This is a genomic window from Kitasatospora sp. NPDC058184, assembly GCF_042883725.1.
GTDB lineage: Bacteria > Actinomycetota > Actinomycetes > Streptomycetales > Streptomycetaceae > Kitasatospora.
In genome coordinates, this window is sequence record NZ_JBHVVE010000006.1 from 348,445 (window position 1) to 372,240 (window position 23,796).

The window sequence follows — 23,796 nt, forward strand, 5'->3', positions numbered from 1 at the left end:
CACTGCGTGCCCCCGTGGGCACCGGAAAGAGGCACAGCATGAACCCGTACCAGCACACCACGCTCGCCGGCCGGTTCGACCCGCTGGTCGCCGCCACCGCCCTGGCCCGCGCGGAGCTCTTCGACCGCCACGTCGTCTACGAGCGCGACCAGGAGTGGTGTTACGCCGGCGGCGCGCTCGGCGAACTCGTCCTCGACGCCGACGAACTCAGAGTCCGCTGGGGCGGCGAGGAGACGGTCGAACCGCTGGGGACCCGCCCGCTCGCCCAGGTGGCATCAGCCCTCGGGCGGCTGCCGATCACCGACTGGAACGTCTACGGATGGGCGGCCTTCGAGCTCAGCTTCCTGGCCCGCCGCCGGGCCGAGGCGCCGTCCGGCACCCCGCTGCTCCATCTGATCGTGCCCCGGACCGAGGTCCGGCTGCGGGCCGACCGGGCCCTGGTCCGGGCGGCCGAACCGGTCTCCGCCGAGCTGGTCCGCGCGGTCCTGGAGGCCCCGCAGCCCGGTGAGGACGCCGTGCCGACCCCGGTCCCGGTCGACGCGTACGGGGCTGAGATGTACCAGAAGGCCGTCGCCGTCGCGGTGGACGACATCCGGCGCGGCGAGCTGCGGAAGGTGATCCTCTCCCGGCCGGTGCCGATCGCCGGGCCCGTCGACATCCCGGCGACCTACCTGCACGGCCGCCGCCGCAACACCCCCGCCCGCTCCTTCCTGCTCAACCTGGGCGGCTGGCGGGCGATGGGCTTCAGCCCCGAGACGGTGGTCGAGGTCGACGCCACCGGCACGGTCTCCACCCAGCCCCTGGCCGGGACCAGGGCGTACGGCCTCGGCGCGGAGCAGGACGCCCGGCTGCGGGAGCAACTGCTCACCGACGCCAAGGAGATCTACGAGCACGCCATCTCGGTGAAGCTGGGCCACGAGGAGCTGCTCACGGTCTGCGACCCCGACACGGTGGCGGTCAGCGACTTCATGAGCGTCAAGCCGCGCGGCAGCGTCCAGCACCTCGGCTCGCGGGTGGTCGGACGGCTGGCCCCGGAGAAGACCGCCTGGGACGCGCTGGAGGCGCTCTTCCCCGCGATCACCGCGTCCGGCGTGCCCAAGGAGGCCGCGTACGACCGGATCGTCCGGCTGGAGCCCGGCCCGCGCGGGCTGTACTCCGGAGCCGTCCTCACCGCCTCCAGCGACGGCTCGATGGACGCGGCGCTGGTCCTGCGCGCGCTCTACGAGCAGGACGGCCGGGCCTGGCTGCGCGCCGGCGCCGGCATCGTCGCGGACTCCGTCCCGGCCCGGGAGCTGGAGGAGACCCGTGAGAAGCTCTCCAGCGTGGCCCCCCACGTGATCGCCGCCGCCCCGGCGGACCGCCCGTAGCGCACGACCCGTGACGACCCGACAGACCAGCGACGAGAGGGAGCCGAACAGATGCTTGCGGGATTCGTGCCCTGGCCCGAGGACCTGAGGCGGAAGTACCGGGAGGAGGGCTACTGGCAGGACGTCACCATCGGCGGCCTGCTCACCGGCTGGGCGCAGGCCTACGGGGACAGCGTGGCCGTCACCGCCGGCGAGCGGCGGGTGACGTACCGGGAACTGGACGCCTGGGCGCACCGGCTGACCGGCGGGCTGCGCCGCCTCGGCATCGGCCCGGGGGACCGGGTCGTCCTCCAACTGCCCAACGTGGTCGAGTTCCTGCCGGTGTTCTTCGCCCTCTGCCGGATCGGCGCGCTGCCGGTGCTGGCGCTGCCCGCCCACCGCGAGCACGAGATCGCCGCGCTGAGCGAGCTGACCGGGGCGAGCGCCTACGTCGTCGCCGACCAGGACCTCGGCTTCGACTACCGGGAACTGGCGCGCCGGGTCAGGCGGGCGGTGCCGGGCCTCCGGCACGTCGTCGTGGCGGGCGACGCGGCCGAGTTCGTCCCTCTGACGGACCTGGAGGCGCGGGACGACGCGCTCCCGGTGCCGGAGCCGCCGCACGCCGAGGACGTGGCGTTCTTCCTGCTCTCCGGCGGCACCACCGGGCAGCCGAAGCTCATCCCCAGGACGCACACCGACTACGCCTACAACCTCCGTGCCAGCGCCGAACTCTGCGGGCTGGACCGCGACACCGTCTACCTGACCGCCCTGCCGGTCGCGCACAACTTCGCGCTCGGCTGCCCGGGCGTGCTCGGCACCCTGCACGCCGGCGGCCGGGTGGTGCTCACCACCGACCCGAGCCCGGACCAGGCCTTCGCGCTCATCGAGCGGGAGGGCGTGACCATGACGGCCCTGGTGCCGCCGCTGGCCCTGCTCTGGATGCAGGCCGTGGACTGGCTGGACGACGACCTGTCCACGCTCCGCCTGCTCCAGGCCGGCGGCGCCAAGCTCCCGGCCGAGGCCGCCCGCCGGGTGCGGGGGAGCCTGGGCTGCCGGCTCCAGCAGGTCTTCGGGATGGGCGAGGGACTGCTCAACTACACCCGGCTCGACGACCCGGACGAGCTCGTCGCCACCACCCAGGGCCTACCGCTGTCCCCGGCCGACGAGCTCAGGGTGGTGGACGAGGACGGCCTCGACGTGCCGCCGGGAGCGGTCGGACAGCTGCTGACCCGCGGCCCGTACACCCTGCGCGGCTACTACGGGGCCGGGGACCACAACGCCACCGCCTTCACCCCGGACGGCTTCTACCGCACCGGCGACCTGGTACGGCTGCTCCCGACCGGCCACGTCGTCGCCCTGGGCCGCACCAAGGAGGTCATCAACAAGGGCGGCGAGAAGGTGGCGGCCGAGGAGCTGGAGAACGAACTGCTGGCCCACCCGGCCGTGCGCCAGGCCGCCGTCGTCCCGATGCCGGACCCGGACTTCGGCGAGCGGATCTGCGTGTTCGCCGTCACCCGGGACAGCGGGCTGAGCCACGCCGAGGCGGTCGACTTCCTCGTCTCCCGCGGCCTCGCCACCTACAAGCTGCCCGACCGCCTGGAGTGCGTCGACGCGCTGCCGCTCACCACGGTGGGGAAGGTCGACAAGCGGGCGTTGACCGAGCGGATCGCGGCCCTGGTGGGCGGCCCGGCGCGGCCGTCGGAAGGGGACGCCTCGTGTCCGACGCCGTAACGGCAGGCACGGGACGACGGGTCGGCACGGTGGGCGCGCTCCGGCGCTACCCGGTCAAGTCGATGCTCGGGGAGGACCTGTCCGCAGCCGACGTCACCGAACGCGGCGTCGACGGGGACCGGCGGTTCGCCCTGCTCGACCCGCGGACCGGCAAGGTCGCCAGCGCGAAGAACCCGCGCCTGTGGCGGCGGCTGCTCACGCTCTCGGCGGCGACGACGGAGGACGGCGTCCGCATCACCGGCCCGGATGGCGCGGAACTCGATCCGGACGCGCTGGCGGAGTTCGTCGGACGCCCCGTCACCCTGACCGCGGAGCCGCCGCCGGGCGCCTCGCTCGACCGCGCCGACCCCGAGGAGGTCCTGCACGCGGGACCGGCCGCCGATGTCGCGGTCCACGCCGTCGGGCTGCCCGCCGGCACGTTCTTCGACCACTCTCCGCTCCACCTGCTCACCACCGCCACCCTCGACCGGATCGGCGAACTGAGCCCGCGCGGGACCGTCGAGGTCCAGCGCTACCGGCCGAACATGGTGATCCGCACCGAGGGCGGCAGCGGCTTCGTCGAGAACGGCTGGATCGGCCGGGACCTGACGGTCGGCCCGCGGCTGCGCCTGCGGATCACCGTCCCCACCCCGCGCTGCGCCGTGCCGACTCTCGCCCACGGCGTACTGCCCCGGGACCCGGAGGCCCTGCGGGTCCCCGCGCGGCACAACCGGGTCGAGCCGCTGGCGGGCATGGGCCCGCACCCCTGCGCGGGCGTGCACGCCCGGGTGCTCGTCCCCGGCCGGATCGCCCGCGGGGACGCCGTGCTGCTGCACTGAGCGCGGCCGGGCGGCCCGGCCCCAGGGTCAGGCCGATCCGTAGGTCACACCGGCCCGCAGGTCACGAAGTAGGGGAGCAGGGCGGCGCCGACGCCGAGCAGCAGGATGGCGCACCGGGCCGCCGGGTGGAGCGGCGCGGCCGGCCGCAGCAGCCGCCGGACGCGGGCCAGCACGGCCGCGCCGCCGGCCGCGAACGCAGACTGCGGCGCGCCGCCCGTCGCGACCTCGCACATCGCGCCCGCCAGCGTCCGGGCGGAGGTGCTGCGCACGGCGTGGTCGTCGCAGACCATCTCCAGCAGGACGGCGGTGCGTTCGCGCGCGGCCCGGGCCAGCGGCACGATCCGGTAGGCACGGGCGAACGCCTCGGTGGCCGCCGAGACCAGGTGGTGGCGACCGGCCAGGTGCGCGCGCTCGTGGGCCAGCAGCGCCCGCAGCTGGTCGGCGGTCAGGGACCGTACGGCCGCACTGGTCAGGACGACGCGGGCGGACCGGCCGGGCAGGCAGTAGGCGGCCGGGACGGCGTGGTCGAGGACCACGGCGCCCAGCTCGGGCGCGGGCCGGCCGACCAGGTCCAGCAGGTCGGCGTGGCGTCGCCGGCGCCGGTGGGCCGAGACGCCGAGCACGGTGAACCAGGCGGCCGGCCAGAGCAGGGTCAGGCCGATCGGGGCCAGCAACGCCAGGCCCTCCGCGCCGCCGGCGGGGGCGCCGTCGGCGACCGGGCCCGGGTCGTTCACCCAGCGCTCGGCCGTGCCGAGGACGCCGTGCAGGTGCCGGCCGGTGGGGGTGAGGTGGTACCAGGTCAGCGCGACGGAGACGACGAACGACACCATCAGCGCCTGCCAGAGCAGCAGCGCCGTCCTGGGGGAGCGCAGCGGCCACTGCGCCCGGGCGAGCAGGAACGGCACGAGGCAGCCGATCAGCACCGAGTACCCGGCCAGCACGAGGGGCCCGATCACTCCTGGTCGTCGCCGTTGAGCGAGCGCAGCGCGCGCCGGAGGGCGTCCTGCTCGTCCGGGGTGATCTGGCCGACGAAGTGGGCCAGGGCGCCGGAGCGGTCGGTGGTGGCGGCCAGGGCGTCCTGCATCAGAGCCGCGGTGTACGACTCCCGGGTGCGGGTCGGCTCGTAGAGCCAGGCCCGGCCGTCCTTCTCCCGGTGCACCATGCCCTTGCCGTGCAGCACGTCGGCCACGGTCATCACGGTGGTGTACGCGAGCGGGCGGGTCCGGTTCAGGTCGTCGACGAGTTCGCGGACGGTCGCCGGGCGGCCCCAGCTCCAAAGGCGATCCATGATCTCCGCCTCCAGTTCCCCCAGCCGTCGCACGCTCACTGCCTTCCTCTCCTCGGCCCGTACTCTCCGGCGCTCATCGTAGACGGTGCGGTTCGCCCCTTGAAGGGGGCGCGATTCCCGCCCTGACGCGCCGTTGCCGGCTGCCGTCGCCGCAGGCTACCCGGCCGCGCCGCGCAGGCGGCGCCAGGTGCGGCCGACGGAGGCGAGCCCGGGGCGGCCGTCGGTCGGGGTGGCGGACTCCCAGGTGCGGGCGGCCTCGGTGAGGGTTTCCGCGGGTTCGGCCGGGGCTGCCGGGACCTGGTGGACTCGGTGCGCGGCGCGGGCGGCGCGCAGGAGGTCCTCCGGTCCGAGCGCGTCGAGCCTCGTCCGGGCGTGGGCGAGCAGGGCGGCGCAGGCGTCGGTGATCGCGGGCTCGCCGAGCGGGCGGGCGGGCAGGCCGAGGCCTTCGGCCAACTGCCCTTCCAGGGCGGTGCGCAGGTCCTGGACGGAGAGGTCGCGGACGGTCAGTGACAGGTGGGCGGACAGGCCCCCGGCGCCGACCGCCCGGTGGGCGAAGCCGCGCGGGATGTAGAGCACGCCGCCGGGTTCCAGGACGCCGTGCAGGCGCAGCGGGGAGCGTTCGTCCTCGGGGAGTTCGCCGAGCCGCCAGTCCGCCGTCGTCGGCGCGTCGTGGACGTACCAGGTCTTGCGTCCGGCGGCCTGGAGGACGAACACGTCGGCGTCGTCGCGGTGCACGGCGAGACCCTGGGCGCCGGCCGGGGTGACGAAGAAGAAGGCTTCTACCCGCCGGTCGAGTTCCTCGGAGAGCCGCGCCACCAGTTCGCCGGTCGGGCGGTGCCACTGGTCGACGCAGCGCAGCAGCAGCGTCGCCCCGCGGCGCAGCTGGGCGAGCACCTTCGCGCGGTCCGCGAAGCCGTGGTGCGCCGTGCCGTTGACGGTGCGCGAGGTGGTGAAGGCCTCCGGCGGGATGGTCACCTTGTCGGAGCGGACCATCTCCAGGTAGGGCGTGCGCAGCAGCCCGCCGTCGAAGGCGGCGTCGAGTTCGTCGAGGTCGAACGGCGAGGCGGGCGCGGCGGGCGAGGCGGGCGCCTCCGGGGCCTTCCGGGGGAAGAGCGCGGGCTCGCGCTGCCACTGGCGGCCGGTGAAGCCGTCGACGTCGCCGACCCAGTCGGCCAGTGTGGGCGATTCCATGGTGTGTCCCGTGGTGTCAGGGGTCTTCCGGGGCGGCGGGGGTGTTCCGGAGGCGGCGCCGGGGCGTCAGGCCCGGACCCGCGCCTCGAACCGTACGGCGAGCAGCGAGCGCAGCGGCACCTGCGCGTCCTGCCGCGGGCTGTGGACGACCAGCCGGTTGTCCAGGGCCGCGGTCAGCAGCTGCTCGGCCAGCGGCACGATCAGGTGCTTGGCCCAGCAGCGGGCGCCGTCGAAGCCGAAGGGCATGAACCCGGGTGTCTTCTCCGGGTCCGCGACGCCGTCCCAGCGCTCGGGGCGGAAGTCCAGCGGGTCGGACCAGTAGTCGGGGTGGCGGTGCATCAGCAGCGGGAAGAGCGCGACGTCGTCCTCGGGCCGGATCTCGGGGTGGAGTTCGGTGTACGCCGCGCCGCCGTTGCGGTAGAGCATCCAGGCGGGCGGGAGCAGGCGCAGGGTCTCCCAGAGGACGTCGGTGAGCTTGGCGCGGTGCTCCGGCCGGTCCTGTTCCGGGCCCATGAGCCACAGGGCGTTGCCGGCCAGGGCGGCCACGCCGTCGCAGAGGGTGGCGGTCGCCCGGCGGTACATCGCGATGGCCTGCTTGCGTTCCAGCGTCTCGTCGGCGCCGCGGATCAGTCCGGCCAGTTCGGTGCCCCCGTCCTGGTCGGCGGAGCCGGGCCAGGCGGTGACGGCGCGGTCGACGAGCCGGGAGAGGGTGTCGGAGCGGGTGACGCCGCGCTTCGACAGCAGGGAGACCGGCAGCGGGTCGTCGGAGAACAGCCAGCGGCGCAGGTAGGAGGTGCCCGCGTAGGGCCAGGAGCCGGCCATGCCGCGCGCCGGGGGCGGCGGCTTGCGGATGCCCGCCATGGCGTCCTGCCCCAGCGCGCGGATGGTGCGCGTCGCGCTGTCGTGGGGGATGTCGGAGCCGGCGGCGGGCTTGTAGACCGATCGCTCGGTGGAAAGGACGGGGCGGGCCGCGACGATTTCGGCCATCAGCCGGGAGTCCGAGACGCCGACCTTCGACGGGTCGATCCGGAACACCTTCTCGTCCCTGGCCAGCAGCTCCTGAATCCTCGGGGCGAACACGAGGGAACGGCTGCGCGCGGTTGCCGTCGCCATTTCTTCCACGGGAATCCGGCCTCCAATGCGAAATGGCAGGTCAGTGTGTTCGGCATGGCGCGCGGAGGAATCCCGGACGCGCCGTGGCGCCGGCGGGGGCACGGCCGACCCGGCCCCCGCCAGCGGCTGGACACGTTAGATAACGTGCAGCACCCACGCGTGGTTCGCGAGGTCGTCGTTCTTCTTGAACTTCTTGACGAGCGCCTTGACCATCTTCATGACTAACTCTCCATTCCGGGGATTGGCGGGTGTGGCGAGAATGCCGCACCCGAGCCGTCAGAGATATTCGGCATTCCGTTGCCGGAGGCCGAACCGGTTGATCTGTTCATGGACACTAACCGAAACTTCGCCGCCCGGACACCCCCTCGGCAGAGGAATATGCGATCTCTTACGGGCCGTTGACGGCCTATTCGATGGCCGAATCGTTATAACCCCTGGATATCCCCGGGCGGGGGGGTCGGAACGGGAAAGCGAAAGGGCCCCGCGAAGTCGCGGGGCCCTGCTGCCTGCGGCAGTCGGTCGGTCGTGGGGCGTCGGTGTCAGTTGTAGGTCGTGGTGACGGTGACGCCGCCGAAGCCCTGCTGGGCGTAGAGGCTGAAGAAGACGTAGCCGGCCGGCGGGTTGGTGATGGTCAGGGTCTCACCGTTGCCGCCGGTGGCGGACTTGGCCGTGGAGGAGCCGGTGGTGGCCCAGGAGCCGGCGTTGTAGTAGAGGTCGGCGTTGCCGGTGCCCCCGCTGGTGGTGATGGTCAGCTGCTTCACGCCGGCCGGCAGGTTCAGGAAGCTGTAGCTGTAGTTCCCGGTGGTGGCGGCGACGTTGTCGCGGCGGCAGTTCTTGTCGTACTGCCGGGCGTCGGTGGCGGTGCAGAGCGGGGCCTTGGGCTGCTCGGTGGTGGGCAGCGAGCCGCAGTTGTCGGCGGCGCAGGCCTTGAGCCAGGTGGCGAAGTCGGCGTCGTACGCGGTGCCGATGGTGGTCTTCAGCAGCGTGCGGGCGCCGTTCCAGTCACCGGCGCGGTACTTGGCGAGCAGCGCGTCGACGTCCTGCGGGTGCGACTGGAGCATGTAGCGGACGGCCAGGTAGCCCCAGTTGTAGATCCGGGTGGAGTCCGCGTTGTCGTAGGTGGTGTCGAACAGGGTGCTCAGCGCGTAGGTGCCCTTGCCGGCCTGGGCGACCGCGTCGTCGTAGTGGGCGCCGCGGTAGCTGTAGGAGACGTACTCGGCGAGGCCCTCGACCCACCAGATGGTCGGGGTGGTCATGCCGGCCTCGAAGTCGCCGTACATGTCGTAGCGGCCGTCGAGGTAGTGGGTGTACTCGTGGTTGAGGTTCCAGATCTGGAACTGGGGGCGCAGCCAGGAGGCCTCGTGGGCGATGAAGCGGGCCTGGTTGCCGACCGTGGCCGGGTTGCCCTCCTCGTACATGCCGCCGTTGTCGACGTCGATCTTGTACATCTCCCAGGCGTACAGGCTGTAGTTGTAGTAGTCGTCGAAGACGACGACCTCGAGGTTGGTGTTGTTGTCGTTCGGGACCGGGCCGTTGTCCTTGACCACCTTGTGGAAGAACGCGTCCTGGTTGACCAGGCTGGTGCAGGTGTCGGCGAGCTGCTGCGCGGTCATGTCCTGGGCGCGGATGCGCAGGTTGGCGTTGCAGGTGTGGTCGATGGTGAGCACCAGCGGCACGAGCTTGGCCGGGACGTCACAGGTGCCGTAGTAGGAGCAGTTGCCGGCGTCCTTCTTCTCCGTGAACCAGAGCAGGTTCATGGTGAGCGGACCGGTGTTGCCGACCAGCGGGTAGCGGTTGATCAGGTCCTTGACGATCGGCCGGCCCTGGGCGCGCAGCGCGTCGTTGGCGACCAGGTTGCCGAGCTGGATGCCGATCTTGGTGACGGTGTCGCCGCCGTTGAGCTGGCCGCTGTTGCGGGTGACGAAGGACGACACGGTGGTCGCGAAGGCCGGGTCGGCCTGGAGGGCGGAGACGAACTCCGGCAGGTCGAAGCCGCGCTCGATGACGGTCTCGGTGTTGGCGACGGCGGTGGCCATCGTGGCGGGCCAGCTGCCGGTGTAGTCGTTCAGCAGCCGCTTGACGACGCCGGTGTAGCGGGCGTTCTCCTGGGCGCTGTCGATCAGGGTGACGGCCTCGGCGAGGGTGGCACCGTTGGCGTCGGTGGCGTCCTTGCTGTGCGGGGCGGCGTAGAAGGCGTCCAGCGCACCGCGGATGGCGGTCTGGAGGCCGGTGCCGTACGGGCCGACGACGTCCTTGTTGTACCACTGCACGTAGTAGCCGGCCCGCAGGAAGAGCACCAGCTGCCCGGCGGAGGTGGAGTTGTCGCCGGGGTACGTGGCGGCGGTGTCGCGCAGGGCGTTGGCGACGGTGACCATCTGGGCCTCGTTGAAGGCGCCCTTGGCGTCGTTGCCGGTCAGCGTGAACAGGGTGTTGACGCAGTCGAGCCCGGCCCCCTTGACCTGCTGGACCAGCGCGGCACCGGACTTGCCGGTGAAGGCGGAGACGTCGCAGGCGGCGGCGGTGAGCGCCCGTGCCGACCTGGCGGCGCCGACGGTGCTGCCCGCCGTCGGGGCGGTGGCCTTGGCCTGCGGGTCCGAGACCAGCGGACGGGCGTCCTTGGGGGTGTCGGGGGACTTGGGCACCGGGATCGTGCGCGGTGCGGCGGTCTGGCCGGCCGAGGTGGCGGGCTGACCGGCCGGGGCGGCCGCGGGGGCGGCGGCCTGCGCCGCGGGTGCGAACAGGCCGAGCGAGAGGAGGAGGGCGGTGCCGAGCGCAGGGAGTCTGCGCGCGCCGTCCTTCGCTATCGAGGAGGGACGCATCTGTGGGGGCCTCCGGGGCCGTTGAGGGTGGGGGTGGCCGCGCTGCGTGGGGCGCACGGGCCTTGCTGTGTGACATGTAAAATGGCACAACGGCGAACACGGAGGGAAGCCCCGGGAACGGATTGCCGGTCTACGAGACCGAAACGTTGCCGGAGGGGCACCGGTGCGGCGGAGTGACGGGCCGCCGGGGTGACGGGGCGTACGGGCCGGGCAGGCCGGACGGGTCGGGCGGGCGGGGCGAGTCGGCTGGGCCGGACGGGTGGTCAGCGGCGGTCATTGTGCCCGACGGGACGTGCGGGAATAAGCAGGAGCCCATGCTTCGTTCTTGCAACTGATACGCAATAGTGTTGTCCCGGCACGATCACCACCGTTCAACCCGCCGAAAGGGGCCGTGTCCTGATGGGCACCTACACGCTTCCCGACCTGCCGTACGACTACTCCGCGCTGGAGCGGGCGATGTCGGCCGAGATCCTGGAGCTGCACCACTCCAAGCACCACGCCGCGTACGTCAAGGGCGCCAACGACACCCTGGACCAGCTGGCCGAGGCCCGCGACAAGGAGCAGTTCGGCGGCCTGGTCGGCCTGCAGAAGACCTTCGCGTTCCACCTGTCGGGCCACGTGCTGCACTCGCTGTTCTGGCAGAACCTCTCGCCCGAGGGCGGCGACCGCCCCGAGGGCGAGCTGGCCGACGCCATCACCGAGCACTTCGGCAGCTTCGACGCCTTCAAGAAGCAGCTCACCACCGCCACCACCGGCGTGCAGGGCTCCGGCTGGGGCATCCTGTCCTGGGAGCCGCTCGGCCAGCGCCTGATCGTCGAGCAGGTCTACGACCACCACGGCAACGTCGGCCAGGGCACCACCCCGCTGCTGGCCTTCGACGCCTGGGAGCACGCCTACTACCTGCAGTACCGCAACGTCCGCCCGGACTACGTCACCCGCCTGTGGGACGTCGTCAACTGGCAGGACGTCTCGGACCGCTTCGCGGCCGTCAAGAGCGCCTGACCCGGTTCGGGTGACGGAGGGCCCCGGACCGGTCGGGCGGTCCGGGGCCCTCCCCTTGCGCCCCAAGGGGCTTCCCGCGCGGGCGGGTTGACGCCGGGCGCGGCCGACGCCCCGGCGGACCGGTGATTGCACCGTTCCGCTCGCTCGATTCAACCCGGCGTTCGCCCGCGGGCCGCATACGGTCCGTATGCTCGGGCCACTGTCGGTGACCGGCGGTCGACGGCCGCCCGGCCCGTCCGCTCGTGTCCTGAGCGAAAGGCCGTGCGATGGCCCCGCGTCTCTCCCTCGTCGTCCCGATCTACAACGTCGAGCGCTACCTCGGGGAGTGCCTGGACTCGATCGCGGCCCAGACGTTCGAGGACTTCGAGTGCGTCCTGGTCGACGACGGCTCGACCGACGACGGCCCCGTCATCGCCGAGGAGTACACCGAGCGGGACGGGCGCTTCCGACTGGTCCGGCAGCGGAACCAGGGCCTCGGCGCCGCCCGCAACACCGGCTGGCGCCACCTCACCCCCGGCACCGAGTACCTGGCCTTCGTCGACAGCGACGACGTCGTGCCGCCGCACGCCTACCAGCTGATGATCAGCACCCTCGACGGGACCGGCTCCGACTTCGCCGCCGGCAACGCCCTGCGGTTGCGCACCTCCGGCCTCAGCCCCTCGCACGCCCACCGCCGCCCGTTCCACGAGACCCGGCTGCGCACCCACATCGGCGAGACCCCCGCCCTCGTCACCGACCGCACCGCCTGGAACAAGGTCTACCGGCGCTCCTTCTTCGACGGCGCCGGCCTGACGTACCCCGAGGGCATCCTGTACGAGGACGCCCCGGTCAGCGTGCCCCACCACTTCCTCGCCGCACGCGTCGACGTGCTCGCCGACCCGGTCTACCACTGGCGGGTGCGCGAGGACGGCGACCTCTCCATCACCCAGAAGAAGACCGACCCGCGCGGTGTCGTCGACCGGGTCCGCTCGATGGAACTCGTCCGCGAATGGCTGCTCGCCCGCCCCGAACCCGCCTTCGCCGAGCACCTGCGCGCCTACGACCGCAACTGCCTGGTCGAGGAGATCCCGATGTTCTTCTGGACCGTCCCGGACGGCGACCGCGCCTACCGCGCCGCCTACCAGCAGCACGTCGCCCGGCTCCTCCAGGCCATCGGCCCCGAGGCCCAGGCCGGCCTCAGCCCCCAGCTCCGCCTCAAGTACCGGCTCACCCAGGCCGACTCCATGCCCGCCTTCGTCGCCGTCCAACGCGCCCACCGCCTCGCCCGCCGCACCCGCCAGGCCCTCCGCCGCTGAGCCGGGGGGCGCGGGGCGGACGGTTCCGCGGGTACGGCGGTTCCGTGGGTACGGCGGCTCAGCGGACGGGACCGGCGCGGTCGGCGCTGTGCAGGAGGACGGGCAGGGCGGCGGCCAGCCGGTCGTACTGGTCGTGCGGGTCGAGCGGGTCGTGCCGGGCGGCGAACGGCAGCCGCAGGCGGCTGCGGAAGCCGTCGACGGCGGAGAAGGCGGGCCCGGGCACCACCAGCACCCCGGCCCGGCGGGCCAGTTGGGCGGTGGCCTCGGCGTCGGTGCCGGGGAGCTCGACCCACAGCGCGGAGCCGCCGGCCGGCCGCTCCCAACGCCAGTGCGGCGCCTGCGCGGTGAGCAGCCGCTCGGCCGCGGCGAGGCGCTCGCGCAGCTGCGCGCGGCGCCGGGCCCGCGCCTCCGGCAGCCCCTGGAGCAGCCGCACCGCGAGCAGCTGCTCCACCACCGGGCAGGAGAGGTCGACGGACTTGCGGAGCTCGGCCAGGCGGTGGATGACCGGGCGGGAGGCGCGGATCCAGCCCAGCCGCAGGCCGCCCCAGTAGAGCTTGGAGAGGGTGCCGATGGTCGCGGTCGTGCCGTCCGGCAGCTGTGCGGCGAGCGGGGGCGGCGCGCCGTCCTCGGACAGGGACAGCTCCGCGTACGCGTTGTCCTCGACGGTGTACAGGCCGCGCTCGGCCAGGACGGCGGCCCAGGCCCGTCGGGTCGGCCCGCTCATGGCGCGCCCGGTCGGGTTGTGCACGGCCGGCTGGAGGTACACCAGGCGCGGGCGGATCCGGCCGGTCAGCCGGGCCAGGGCGGCGGGCCCGTCGTCGTGCGCGTCGGTGGCGCGGGCCGCGCCGGAGCGGGAGCCGTACGCGGGCAGCGGCACCAGGCGTGCGCCCCGGGCGCGCAGCGCCTCCAGGGCGCCCCGGTAGGTCGGGTCCTCGACGACCACGGTGTCGCCCGGCTCGACCAGTCCCTGGGTGATCAGCCAGAGCGCCTGCTGGGACCCGGCCGTGACCAGGATCTGGTCCGGCGAGGTCGGCAGGCCGGCCGCGCGGTACTGCTCGGCCAGCAGCTCGCGCAGCCGCGGCAGCCCGTACGGGAGGTAGCCGTCACCGGCGAGTGCGGCGGCGAGGTCCCGGCCGGACAGCGAGTCGAGGGCGTCCGCCACGGCGGGCAGGCCCTCCAGCGCCCCGCTGGAGAGGTCGACGACGCCGTCCCGGGTGCCGAAACTGGCGAGCCGCCCCTCGCCGACGGGCTCGCCGACCGCTCCCGAGGCGCGCAGCCGCGAGCCGCTGCCGTGCCGGCTCTCCAACCGTCCCTCCGCCTCCAGCAGCCCGTACGCGGAGGTGACGGTGGAGCGGCTGACCCCGAGGGCCGAGGCCAGCGCCCGCTGCGACGGCAGCGCGGTGCCGGGGGCCACGTCGCCGCGCTCGGCCAGTTCGCGCAGCGCGTCCGCGAGCAGCCGCGGCAGGGCCCCCGGACCGTCGGCGGCCCAGCCGGTGAGCAGGCGCGACAGGCGGGTGGCGGGGATCCGGTCCATGCCGTCCATGATGCCCCGGTGGCCCCGGCCGCCGTCCGGCCCGGTGACCGGGGCCGACGGCAGGCCACTTGCCCGCAAGTGGTCTTGGCCGCCGTCCCGGCCCCGCCGGATGATCGGGGCACCGTCCGTTCAAAGGAGCAGGGACATGGCGACCGTCGTACTGGTCGGGACACTGGACACCAAGGGCGCGGAGTACGCGTGGCTCGCCGAGCGGCTGCGGGAGGACGGCTGCGAGGTGGTCATGGTCGACGCCGGCGTGCTGCCGCCGCCCCCCGGCACGCCCGCCGCCGACCTCGGCCCGGAGGAGGTCGCCCGGGCCGCCGGGCACGACCTGGCGGCGCTGCGCTCCGCGGGCGACCGCGGGGCGGCCGTGACGGCGATGGCTCAGGGCGCCGAGCGGCTGGTCGGCGAGCTGTACCGGTCGGGCCGGCTGCACGCCGTCCTGGCGGTGGCGGGCAGCGGCGGGTCGTCCATCGCGGCCCGCGCGATGCAGGCGCTGCCGGTCGGCGTGCCCAAGCTGCTGGTGTCCACCATGGCGGGCGGGGACGTGGCACCGTACGTGGGCAGCAGCGACGTCACCCTGATGTACAGCGTGGTGGACGTCGCGGGCATCAACTCGGTGTCCTCGCTGATCCTCGGGAACGCGGCGGCGGCCGCCGCGGGCATGGCCGTCCGGCACGAGCGGGTGCTGGCCGCCCCGCGTCCGCACGGCCGCCCGCTGGTCGGCGCCAGCATGTTCGGCGTGACCACGCCCGCGGTCGACGCCGCCCGCGAGCGCCTGGACGAACTCGGCTACGAGGTCCTGGTGTTCCACGCCACCGGAGCCGGCGGCCGGGCGCTGGAGAAGCTGGCCGCGGGCGGCTTCCTGGCCGGCGTCCTGGACCTGACCACCACCGAACTCGCGGACGAACTGGTCGGCGGCGTGCTCAGCGCCGGGCCCGACCGGCTGACCGCGGCCGGACGGGCCGGCATCCCCCAGGTGGTCGCGCCGGGCGCGCTGGACATGGTCAACTTCGGCCCCCGGGAGACCGTTCCGGAGCGCTTCGCCGAACGCCGGCTGCTGGTCCACAACCCCACCGTGACCTTGATGCGCACCACCGCCGAGGAGATGTCCGCCGTCGGCGCCGACCTCGGGCACAAGCTCAACGCGGCGCGCGGCCCGGTGACGGTGCTCTGGCCGCTCGGCGGGGTGTCCGCCGTGGACGCGCCGGGCGGGCCGTTCCACGACCCGGCCGCCGACCGGGCCGGCCTGGCGGCGCTGCGCTCGGCGCTGGCCGGCGGCCCGGTCGAACTGCGCGAGCTGGACGCCCACCTGAACGACCCGGCCTTCGCCGTCGCGGCCGCCGACCGGCTGCACCAGCTGATCGCCGCGCACGCCTGACCCGTTGCCGATACCCCCACCGAACGACACTCGCCGAACGAGGAGCCCACCCGTGAACCGCACCGAAGCCCTGGCCCGCCTGACCGCGCAGATCACCGCCGGGAAGCCGGTCATCGGAGCCGGCGCCGGCACCGGCCTGTCCGCCAAGTGCGCGGAGGCCGGCGGCGTCGACCTGCTGATCATCTACAACTCGGGCCGCTACCGGATGGCCGGCCGCGGCTCGCTGGCGGGCCTGATGCCGTACGGCGACGCCAACGCCATCGTGCTGGAGATGGCGGGGGAGGTGCTCCCGGTGGTCCGCGAGGTGCCGGTGCTCGCCGGGGTGTGCGGCACCGACCCGTTCCGGATCATGGGCAACTTCCTGGACCAGCTGAAGGCCGTCGGCTTCACCGGGGTGCAGAACTTCCCCACGGTCGGACTGATCGACGGCACGTTCCGGGCGAACCTGGAGGAGACCGGGATGGGCTTCGGCCTGGAGGTCGACATGATCCGCCAGGCCCACGAGCGCGAACTGCTCACCGCCCCCTACGTGTTCGACCCGGAGCAGGCCGCCGACATGGCCCGGGCCGGCGCCGACGTGCTCGTCCCGCACGTCGGGCTCACCACCAAGGGCTCCATCGGCGCGGCCACCGCGCTCACCCTCGACCAGGCGGCGGCCGCCGTACAGGAGATGCACGACGCCGCGAAGCGGGTCAACCCGGAGATCATCGTGCTCTGCCACGGCGGCCCGATCGCCGAACCCGAGGACGCCCGCTACGTGCTGGAGCACACCACCGGGATCGCCGGGTTCTTCGGCGCCTCCTCGATGGAGCGGCTGCCCACCGAACGCGCCATCACGGAGCAGGCCCGCGCGTTCAAGTCCCTGCCGCTCGGCTGAGACCGACGGGCGGTGGCCGGACGGCGGCGTACCCGGGAACGGGAGCGCCGCCGCCCCGCCCTCCCGGCGGCGGGAGATCCCGGCGACAGGAGATCCCGGCGCCGGCACGGTCCGCGTCCCGACCGACGACCGGTCGGTCGAGGACATCGCCCAGGACGTCCTCCGGGCCGCCGCCTGGTAGCGGCGGAACCCCGCAAAACGGTTGGCAGGGTGCCGCCCGCCCCGGTGAGAATGGGCGGATGATCGCCGCCGCGCCCCAGGGCCCCGTCCAGCCGCCACCCGTCGTCACCGAGCTCGCGGCCGGACGGCCGGTCCGGGCCGTCTGGGAGAACGAACTCGGCGGACTGACCTTCCAGCTCGGCCACGGCGACACCCGGCAGTTCGTGAAGTGGACGCCGGCCGGCAGCGGCAGCGGCACCGGCATCGGCATCGACCTCGCGGCGGAGGCGGTCCGCCTGCGTTGGGCGGCGAGGTTCGCCGTGGTGCCACCGGTCATCGGCGAGGGCGCCGACGAAACCGGATCCTGGCTCGTCACCCAGGGCCTGCCCGGCCGGTCGGCCGTGGACGACCACTGGAAGCGCGACCCCGCCACCGCCGTCCGCGCCATCGGCGCCGGCCTGCGCGCGCTCCACGACGCACTGCCCGTCGCGGACTGCCCCTTCGACTGGTCCGCCGAAACACGCCTGACGAACGCCCGGGCCAAGGCGGAAGCGGGCCGCACCGACCCGGCCGACTGGCCGGAGGAACTGCGCCACCACGGCACCGTCGAACGCGCCCTGGCCACCCTCGCCGACATCCCCCCGATCGACCACCTCGTCGTCTGCCACGGCGACGCCTGCGCCCCCAACACCCTGATCGGCGACGACGGCACCCACACCGGCCACGTCGACCTCGGCACCCTCGGCCTCGCCGACCGCTGGGCCGACCTCGCCATCGCCACCTGGAGCACCCAGTGGAACTACGGCCCGGGCTGGGAGCAGCCGCTGCTCGACGCCTACGGCATCGCCCCGGACCCGGAGCGGACCGCCTACTACCGGCTGCTGTGGGAACTGACGGACTGAGCCCGGCATCCGCCAGGAGGCGGCCGCTGCGATTCTCGAACAACCGGGGCCTGGCGAGATCCCGTACCGCATCCGCGCATGAGCGATAGGTGGTGGCCGTCCTCTCGGAGTGGCCGGACATGGTCGAGTTCCGGCTCACTGCCGTCCAGGCGGGCATCCGGCGCGTCCGGCTGCCACCGCAGCCGGACGCGCTCAACAGGCACCAACTGCTCCGGACCCCAGAGCCGAGGGGGCGCGCAGGGGTGTGCCCGGGAGCGGGTGCGGTCCTACCGCAAGGGCCACCCGTTCGCCGGGTCGTCGAGCCAGGCGGTGTGCCCCTCGGGCGTGACGGTCAAGCCGAACCGGTCCGGCCCGGGGCGGTCGTTGTCGAGCCACCAGCGGTGAGCGGCCTCGACCTCCTCCCAGAGCCGGCGCCGGCCGTGCTGCCACACCGTGTAGCGCTCGGTGTTCTCGCGGCCGTCCCAGTCGACGGCCGCCCAGGAGCCGCCGTCGGTCGTTGCCACCCAGAGGCGGGTCACCACGCCTTCGACCTCGGGGCCGTGGTGCCAGGCGTACCAGAGGTCGCCGAGGCGGTGGCCGAGGGCGAACTGGGTCTCGAAGGCGGAATCCGCGACAGCCCACGGGTCGAGGGCGGTCGTGGACTCGGTGGGCACGTGCTCGTCCAGGGCGACGTCCCGGAAGAGCCGGAGGTCGAGGCGCTGGGTACGCATCAGCATGAAGGCGCTGTCAGGGGTGTAACGGCCGCTGGCGGTCCCGTCGTCGCCGACGGTGAGGCGGAGCAGGCCGCCGTGACTCCAGTCGTCGCACCACGGGGTGAGGATGACTCCGCCAGGCCGACTCTGGCGGATCCAAGCGTACAGAACCCGCCGTACCGAGCACGTGGCCACCACACGGTCGAATGGCGCTTGGACGCCCCAGCCGAGACCTCCGTCACCCCGGACCACGGTGGGGGCGTAGCCGGTGGCCTTGAGGTTGGAACGAGCGAGTTCGGCGAGGACGGGATCGATCTCGATCGTGGTCACGTTGGCGTCACCCAGCCGGTGGGACAGGAGAGCTGCGTTGAACCCGGTGCCCGTGCCGATTTCGAGGATCCTCATCCCCGGTTCGACGTCCAGGAGTTCGAGCATCCGGAAGACGATCGACGGGGCGGAAGCCGAGGAGGACGGAAGGGCGTCGGACGGGTCCTTCACCTCCTGCCCGTCGTTGATCTGCGTCACGACCGGCTCGTCCGCGTAGGCGGCGGCCAACCACCGGTCGGGCTCGCGTCCACGGTCGCACGGTGTGAGGGAGCCGCCGTCGGGCCCCAGCCAAATGCGGTCAGGGAGAAAACGGTGGCGCGGGGTCGCTTCGGCCGCCTTGCGCGACTCCGGGGCCACGTCGTGGCCGAGCTGGCGGGAAACAGCCTGCAGCAGACTCTTCTGGCTGGTGGTCACTTCTTGTCGTTGTCCTTGCCGTGCTTGCTGGTGGACTTTCCCGCCTGGTGATCCTGGTTCTGCGGGGTCGTGTTGAAGTCCTTCTTGCCGGAGTGCTTGCCCTGACCGCCGTCGTTGGCGCCGCTGCCGCCGCCGGAGCTTCCGCCCTTGCCGAGGCCCCATCCCATGGGAATCTCCTACCTGGTCGTGGTGGTCGTCGTGGAGTCGCGGCCGGTCGGCCCGCTCACCGGCATGTCCGGCCCGGGGCCGGGAGGCGCCGGTGGCCTCGGGGGTTTGGGCTGTGGGGTGGTCATGTGTCCGCTCCTGTCGTTCGCCGCGTCCGCGTGTCATGGCCGTTCTGGGACTGCCGAGTTCGATCCGGTTCGCCCTCGTCCGCACTGTCGGCCGCGCATCCAGAATCGCGTCACCGAACGCAGTCGGCGATATCCAGACGGTAATCTCACGGTGGAATGGATCGATTGACGAGGGGTTCGCCTCATGGGCACTGCGCTCGAACCGATCAGGCTGGCCGACCTCGCCTGGCAGAACGATCAGGTGCGGTGCGCGCTGCGGGACCGCGATGTCGCCGCGCTGTTCCGCTATGTGCAGCACCACAGCGGCGCGAGTCAGGCCCGGTTGGCGGTTCAGGTGGGTATGACGCAAGGCCGGGTGAACGAGATCCTCAACGGCCGTCGGCTGGTGACGAAGCTGAACGTCTTCGAGCGGATCGCCGACGGGCTCAACCTTCCCGACGATGCGCGGCGGCTACTCGGGCTGGCACCACGGCCGGACGGCCGGCGGGCGTCCGGATCCGCCTTTGATCTGGCGGCGTTTCCCGAGATCGTCCGTGTGTACGGCGACCAGGAATCGGCCTCCGCCGAGATCCAGTGTGCGGCGGGATCGGCAGCCGAACTGGACGTCCTGGCCGTGCGTGGCCTTGGTCTCCTCGCCCTGCGCGATTCTCTGTTGCGTCAGCACCTGCGCCGCGACGGCGGCCCCGCCCCCCGCTTGCGGGTGTTGCTCCTTGACCCGGAGTCGCCGGCTGCCGAGTTCCGTGCCGCCGAGATCGGAGAATCCACGGCTTCGCTGGCCGGAGGTATCCGACTGGCGGAGGCCCGGCTGCGGGAGCTGTCCGACTACGGACAGGTCGAGGTCTACCGGTACCGCACGATGCCTGTGTGGCGGATCATCCGGCTGGACCGCACCCTGTTCGTCGGAGCCTTCGACGCGGATTGGGAAGGGCACGAGTCGGCAACCTATAAGGTGCTGCCCACTCCGCACGGCCCCTTGTACCGGGGCTGGTGTCGGCAGTTCGATGCCATGGTGGACAGTGCCGAGCGTGTGATCTGAGGGAAGGCAGAGGGATGGCGATCGAAGCGGAGCTCAAGGCGATCGTGCGGGACCCGGAGGGCGTGCTCAAGCAGCTGGAGGAGCGGTACGGTTCCGGCCGGGCCGAGGTCTACCGGGACACGTACTATGACGCGCCGGACGGCAGTCTGATGGGCGCTGACCGGGAGCTGCGGATCCGTACCGTGCACGGCCAGGACGACACGCGCACCGTGCTGACGTACAAGGACGCTCGGGTGGACGAGGCGTCCGGGTCGAAGCCGGAGGCCGAGACCAGGGTCGCGGATGCCGACGCGATGCACGAGATCGTCCGAGGCCTCGGCTTCACCCCGCGAATCGCGTTCGAGAAGCGGTGCCGCAACTACAGCTTCCAGCAGGACGGGTGGCCTGTGCTGGCCACGCTCGTTCGCGTTCCGGAACTGGATGGAGCGACGTTCATCGAGGTGGAGACATCGGCTGCGACGGCGGCCGAACTCGCCCCCGCCCTCTCCCTGGTCCGTGCCGTACTCGGAGAACTCGGCATCAGCGAGGACGACTTGACCACCGAGTTGTACACCGATGCGGTTGCGGCGGCCCGGCCCGCGTAACGTCGGTCGTGGCGTGGATGAGAGGAGTCGGCAGTGACGGACGACCTGGGCTCGGTGGCGAGGTTCCTGTTCGAAGCCGGGACGCTCAAGCAGACCAAGCGCACGGGCTGGTGGATGGCCGGTGTCCGTGACCCCGAGTCGGTCGCCGAGCACTCCTGGCGGACCGCGATGATCGCCTCGGTCATCGCCAGGCTCGAAGGCGCCGATCCGGCGCAGGCCGCGTTCCTGGCGGTCTGGCACGACTCCCAGGAATCGCGCACCGGGGACGTCAACCACCTGGGCAAGAAGTACGCGCCGAGTGCGGATCCGGTGGCGGTGACGGCCGACCAAGTCGCGGGAATGCCGGACGTCCTGGCCTCGACCATCAGGGACCTCGTCGCGGAGTACGAGGCGAAGGAGTCGTTGGAGGCGGTCTGCGCCCGGGACGCGGACAAGCTGGAATGCCTGATCCAGGGCGTTGAGTACAAGGCGCAGGGCTACGCGAACGCGCAGCGGTGGATCGACAACAGCCGCGGCCGGCTCACCACGAAGACCGCGAACGACCTCGCCGATGCCGTCCTGGCGACCGATTCCCTCGACTGGCTGCGGGCCGCTCTCGGCGAGAAGCCGATGTGACGCGGTCGGCGGCGGGCTCCCGCTGGCCAGATCACCCCGACCGGGACGCCTTCATGATGCGGAGGCTCATGGCTCAGGCGGCTTTCTGCCGCGCGACCTCGCGGGTGCGCTCCCGGAGTCGGCGTACCGTGCCGTTGGCGGCGTGGGCCGGGAGGGCGGTGTTCAGGGCGCGGAAGTGTTCGTCGCCGCGGACGGAGCTGAGCGTGACATAGTCGTCCAGGAAGGTGTCCCAGGTGGCGCAGGCGGCTTCGACGTGGCCGAGTTCCATCTGCCGACGGGCGAGCAGGCCGTTGCCGTGCACGCGGCCCTGCTTCTCGTTGGCGGGGCGGGCCCGGTCGGAGAGCTGGAGCTCCTTGACTGCCCCCGGGAGGTCGCCGAGTTCGTACAGCACGTGCGAGACATGGAAGTGGTACGCGCTCTGGTCGTAGCCGCCGATGGAGTCGTTGCGGCCGTCGGCCTGGGCCAGCGCCGTCTCGGTCTCGGCGAGGCGTGCGAAGGCCTGGCGCCGGTCCTTCACCATGGCGGCGCCGTGCGCCTGTTGGCCGGTGAGGAAGGCCCGCAGGCGGGGGCCGGAGGCCGGAGCGGCCTCGGCGGCCGAGTCGGCGAGTTCGAGGGCTTTTGGACCGTAGCCGAGGTTGGACGCCTGGAGTGCCATGCCGCGCAGGGTGCGGCAGTACGTCACGTGGTCCTGGGCCTCCCGCGCGAGCCTGAGGGCCTGGACGTAGTACTTCTGGCCGAGGCCGTGGGCGGTCTCGTACATCGCCATCCAGCCGGTGAGGTAGGTGAGATCGGCGGCGGCCGACAGCAGGTCGGCCTTCACCTGGGTCGTGCCGGACGCCTGGAGCCACGGCCCGACCGAGTTGACCAGGAACGCCGCAGCCATCGGGCGGGCGTGGGCGGCGCCGAGCTCGTCGAGGATGCCGGCGATCCGGTCGGTCACCGTCCGTACGGTCTGGACCTCGCCGTCGCCGACACGCACGGTTCGGCCCGCGGCGGCACGGGTGATCCGCTCGGGGCTCTCGTCGAACTCCGGCAGTGTCAGGGTCAGTGAGTAGAGACCGGCGGTCAGGACGCCACGGCGTGAGGGGTCCATGTCGGACCTGCCGATCGACCGTGCGGCGAGCTCGGGGTTCGGTGTGCGCGGTCGAGGGGTCATCGCGGTCCCGTCCTCTGTGCGACCGGTTCAACGGCTGCGTCAGCATCTCCGGTTCTCCACGTCGGTGTACCCGAGTTGACTCGTTGTCAGCCGTTCGGGCGACGGAAGAGGGTCAGAACGGGCCTGGCATGGCGTGGAGTTGTCGAGCTGCGACCGGATGGGATTCCCAGGAGAACCCGAGAAGCGCCGTGCCCCACGCGGGGGTGGGGCACGGCGCTCGGTCTACGAGACCTGGGTCAGGCGAAGAAGGCGTCCAGGATCTGCTGGGCCGCCAGCCCCGCCGGGAGGGTGCCGGCGCGGACCTGGGTTTCCAACTCGGGGGTCAGGCGCCGTACTTCGGGGTTCTCGTGGAGGCGGGCGTAGAGCTGGTCGTGGACCATGGACCAGGCCCACTCGACCTGCTGGTCGCGGCGCTTCGCCGCCAGCGCGCCCGTGGCGTCCAGCACCTTGCGGTGCTGCTGCAGCCGCTCCCACAGGACGTCCAGGCCCGCGCCGTCGAGGCCGCTGCAGGTGAGCACCGGCGGCGTCCAGGCGGCGTCCGGGGCCTGCAACAGCCGTAGCGCGCCGGTGAGTTCGCGGGCCGCCGCCTTGGCGTCGCGTTCGTGCGGGCCGTCGGCCTTGTTGACGGCGATGACGTCCGCCAGCTCCAGGACGCCCTTCTTGATGCCCTGGAGCTGATCGCCGGTCCGCGCCAGGCTGAGCAGCAGGAAGGTGTCGACCATCCCGGCCACCGTCGTCTCGGACTGGCCGACGCCGACCGTTTCGATGAGGACGACGTCGTACCCCGCCGCCTCCATGACCACCATCGACTCACGGGTGGCCTTGGCGACCCCGCCGAGGGTCCCCGAGGTCGGGGACGGCCGGACGAAGGCGGCAGGGTCGACGGCGAGTCGCTCCATCCGGGTCTTGTCGCCCAGGATGGAGCCGCCCGTCCGGCTGGAGGTCGGGTCGACGGCGAGTACCGCGACCCGGTGGCCCTGGCCGGTCAGCATCGTCCCGAAGGCGTCGATGAAGGTCGACTTGCCGACGCCGGGCACGCCCGTGATGCCCACCCGGACCGCGCCGCCGGCGTGCGGCAGCAGCCGTTGGAGGAGCTGCTGCGCGAGTGCGCGGTGGTCGGGTCGGGAGGACTCGACGAGGGTGACGGCGCGCGCGATCCAGGCGCGCGAGCCGTCGAGTACGCCCGTCACATAGCTGTCGAGGTCGATCGTCCGCGGAGGCAT

21 protein-coding genes are annotated in these 23,796 nt (G+C 72.8%); 11 read left to right on the top strand and 10 right to left on the bottom strand.

The genetic code is table 11. The features are described 5' to 3' along the window. Positions 1–38 precede the first annotated feature (38 nt). The 3 genes from ACFVXH_RS14700 to ACFVXH_RS14710 are packed head-to-tail and all read left to right on the top strand — an operon-like array spanning position 39 to position 3,895. On the top strand, positions 39–1,367 hold the full coding sequence (locus tag ACFVXH_RS14700; RefSeq protein ID WP_387823387.1) for a salicylate synthase: 1,329 nt from the start codon (positions 39–41) through the stop codon (positions 1,365–1,367). A gap of 51 nt (positions 1,368–1,418) precedes the next feature. Further along, positions 1,419–3,077: a (2,3-dihydroxybenzoyl)adenylate synthase gene (locus tag ACFVXH_RS14705; protein ID WP_387823390.1), complete on the top strand. Its 1,659-nt coding sequence runs from the start codon at positions 1,419–1,421 to the stop codon at positions 3,075–3,077. Beyond that, on the top strand, positions 3,062–3,895 hold the full coding sequence (locus ACFVXH_RS14710) for an MOSC domain-containing protein (protein ID WP_387823393.1): 834 nt from the start codon (positions 3,062–3,064) through the stop codon (positions 3,893–3,895). The genes ACFVXH_RS14705 and ACFVXH_RS14710 overlap by 16 nt, the downstream gene beginning before the upstream one ends. 44 nt (positions 3,896–3,939) lie before the next feature. Here the strand turns inward: ACFVXH_RS14710 and ACFVXH_RS14715 are convergent, their stop codons facing one another. From ACFVXH_RS14715 to ACFVXH_RS14735, 5 genes are all read right to left on the bottom strand, one after another. Continuing rightward, positions 3,940–4,851: a M56 family metallopeptidase gene (locus tag ACFVXH_RS14715; RefSeq protein ID WP_387823396.1), complete on the bottom strand. Its 912-nt coding sequence runs from the start codon at positions 4,849–4,851 to the stop codon at positions 3,940–3,942. Beyond that, positions 4,848–5,216, bottom strand: coding sequence for a BlaI/MecI/CopY family transcriptional regulator (locus ACFVXH_RS14720; protein ID WP_387823574.1), 369 nt, complete (start codon positions 5,214–5,216; stop codon positions 4,848–4,850). Before ACFVXH_RS14720 ends, ACFVXH_RS14715 begins: the two co-directional genes overlap by 4 nt. Positions 5,217–5,339: 123 nt before the next feature. Continuing rightward, positions 5,340–6,374, bottom strand: coding sequence for a JmjC domain-containing protein (locus tag ACFVXH_RS14725; RefSeq protein ID WP_387823399.1), 1,035 nt, complete (start codon positions 6,372–6,374; stop codon positions 5,340–5,342). A gap of 66 nt (positions 6,375–6,440) precedes the next feature. After that, positions 6,441–7,487, bottom strand: coding sequence for a cytochrome P450 (locus tag ACFVXH_RS14730; RefSeq protein WP_380739634.1), 1,047 nt, complete (start codon positions 7,485–7,487; stop codon positions 6,441–6,443). Positions 7,488–8,026: 539 nt separating this feature from the next. Then, entirely contained in the window at positions 8,027–10,306 is a 2,280-nt protein-coding gene (locus ACFVXH_RS14735; RefSeq protein WP_387823408.1) for a M9 family metallopeptidase, read from the bottom strand. 399 nt (positions 10,307–10,705) lie between these two features. Between ACFVXH_RS14735 and ACFVXH_RS14740 the strand changes: the two genes are divergently transcribed. Next, positions 10,706–11,308 (top strand): superoxide dismutase, encoded by a 603-nt coding sequence (locus tag ACFVXH_RS14740; protein ID WP_049649981.1) that lies wholly within the window; start codon positions 10,706–10,708, stop codon positions 11,306–11,308. A gap of 266 nt (positions 11,309–11,574) precedes the next feature. Next, complete coding sequence (locus ACFVXH_RS14745; protein WP_117487007.1) at positions 11,575–12,603, top strand: glycosyltransferase family 2 protein; 1,029 nt, start codon at positions 11,575–11,577, stop codon at positions 12,601–12,603. A 58-nt stretch (positions 12,604–12,661) separates the two neighbouring features. On the opposite strand, the gene ACFVXH_RS14750 is transcribed toward ACFVXH_RS14745, so the two are convergent. After that, entirely contained in the window at positions 12,662–14,137 is a 1,476-nt protein-coding gene (locus ACFVXH_RS14750) for a PLP-dependent aminotransferase family protein (protein ID WP_387823413.1), read from the bottom strand. A 145-nt stretch (positions 14,138–14,282) separates the two neighbouring features. Here ACFVXH_RS14750 and ACFVXH_RS14755 point away from each other — a divergent pair, with 145 nt between their 5' ends. The 3 genes from ACFVXH_RS14755 (at position 14,283) to ACFVXH_RS14765 (ending at position 17,456) form a co-directional block, all read left to right on the top strand. Next, positions 14,283–15,518 carry a Tm-1-like ATP-binding domain-containing protein gene (locus ACFVXH_RS14755; protein ID WP_387823416.1) on the top strand — a complete coding sequence of 412 codons (1,236 nt, stop codon included), beginning with the start codon at positions 14,283–14,285 and terminating at the stop codon, positions 15,516–15,518. A gap of 52 nt (positions 15,519–15,570) precedes the next feature. Then, positions 15,571–16,395 carry a phosphoenolpyruvate hydrolase family protein gene (locus tag ACFVXH_RS14760; protein ID WP_074002548.1) on the top strand — a complete coding sequence of 275 codons (825 nt, stop codon included), beginning with the start codon at positions 15,571–15,573 and terminating at the stop codon, positions 16,393–16,395. A 239-nt stretch (positions 16,396–16,634) separates the two neighbouring features. After that, the gene (locus tag ACFVXH_RS14765; protein WP_387823419.1) at positions 16,635–17,456 is read left to right on the top strand and encodes an aminoglycoside 3'-phosphotransferase; all 822 of its coding nucleotides are present in this window, start codon (positions 16,635–16,637) and stop codon (positions 17,454–17,456) included. A 266-nt stretch (positions 17,457–17,722) separates the two neighbouring features. On the opposite strand, the gene ACFVXH_RS14770 is transcribed toward ACFVXH_RS14765, so the two are convergent. Then, positions 17,723–18,673: a methyltransferase domain-containing protein gene (locus ACFVXH_RS14770; RefSeq protein ID WP_380718489.1), complete on the bottom strand. Its 951-nt coding sequence runs from the start codon at positions 18,671–18,673 to the stop codon at positions 17,723–17,725. A 212-nt stretch (positions 18,674–18,885) separates the two neighbouring features. Further along, complete coding sequence (locus ACFVXH_RS14775; protein ID WP_241852882.1) at positions 18,886–19,056, bottom strand: hypothetical protein; 171 nt, start codon at positions 19,054–19,056, stop codon at positions 18,886–18,888. Positions 19,057–19,366: 310 nt separating this feature from the next. Between ACFVXH_RS14775 and ACFVXH_RS14780 the strand changes: the two genes are divergently transcribed. From ACFVXH_RS14780 to ACFVXH_RS14790, 3 genes are read left to right on the top strand one after another with little or no spacing between them, the layout of a single operon-like run. Continuing rightward, positions 19,367–20,218 carry a helix-turn-helix transcriptional regulator gene (locus ACFVXH_RS14780; RefSeq protein WP_074002551.1) on the top strand — a complete coding sequence of 284 codons (852 nt, stop codon included), beginning with the start codon at positions 19,367–19,369 and terminating at the stop codon, positions 20,216–20,218. 14 nt (positions 20,219–20,232) lie between these two features. Continuing rightward, the gene (cyaB, locus tag ACFVXH_RS14785) at positions 20,233–20,802 is read left to right on the top strand and encodes a class IV adenylate cyclase (RefSeq protein ID WP_074002552.1); all 570 of its coding nucleotides are present in this window, start codon (positions 20,233–20,235) and stop codon (positions 20,800–20,802) included. A gap of 33 nt (positions 20,803–20,835) precedes the next feature. After that, positions 20,836–21,417 (top strand): HD family hydrolase, encoded by a 582-nt coding sequence (locus ACFVXH_RS14790; protein ID WP_387823424.1) that lies wholly within the window; start codon positions 20,836–20,838, stop codon positions 21,415–21,417. Between the two features lie 73 nt (positions 21,418–21,490). On the opposite strand, the gene ACFVXH_RS14795 is transcribed toward ACFVXH_RS14790, so the two are convergent. Both ACFVXH_RS14795 and meaB read right to left on the bottom strand, forming a co-directional pair. Continuing rightward, positions 21,491–22,510 (bottom strand): hypothetical protein, encoded by a 1,020-nt coding sequence (locus ACFVXH_RS14795; protein ID WP_387823427.1) that lies wholly within the window; start codon positions 22,508–22,510, stop codon positions 21,491–21,493. Between the two features lie 299 nt (positions 22,511–22,809). Then, on the bottom strand, positions 22,810–23,796 hold the full coding sequence (meaB, locus tag ACFVXH_RS14800; RefSeq protein WP_387823430.1) for a methylmalonyl Co-A mutase-associated GTPase MeaB: 987 nt from the start codon (positions 23,794–23,796) through the stop codon (positions 22,810–22,812).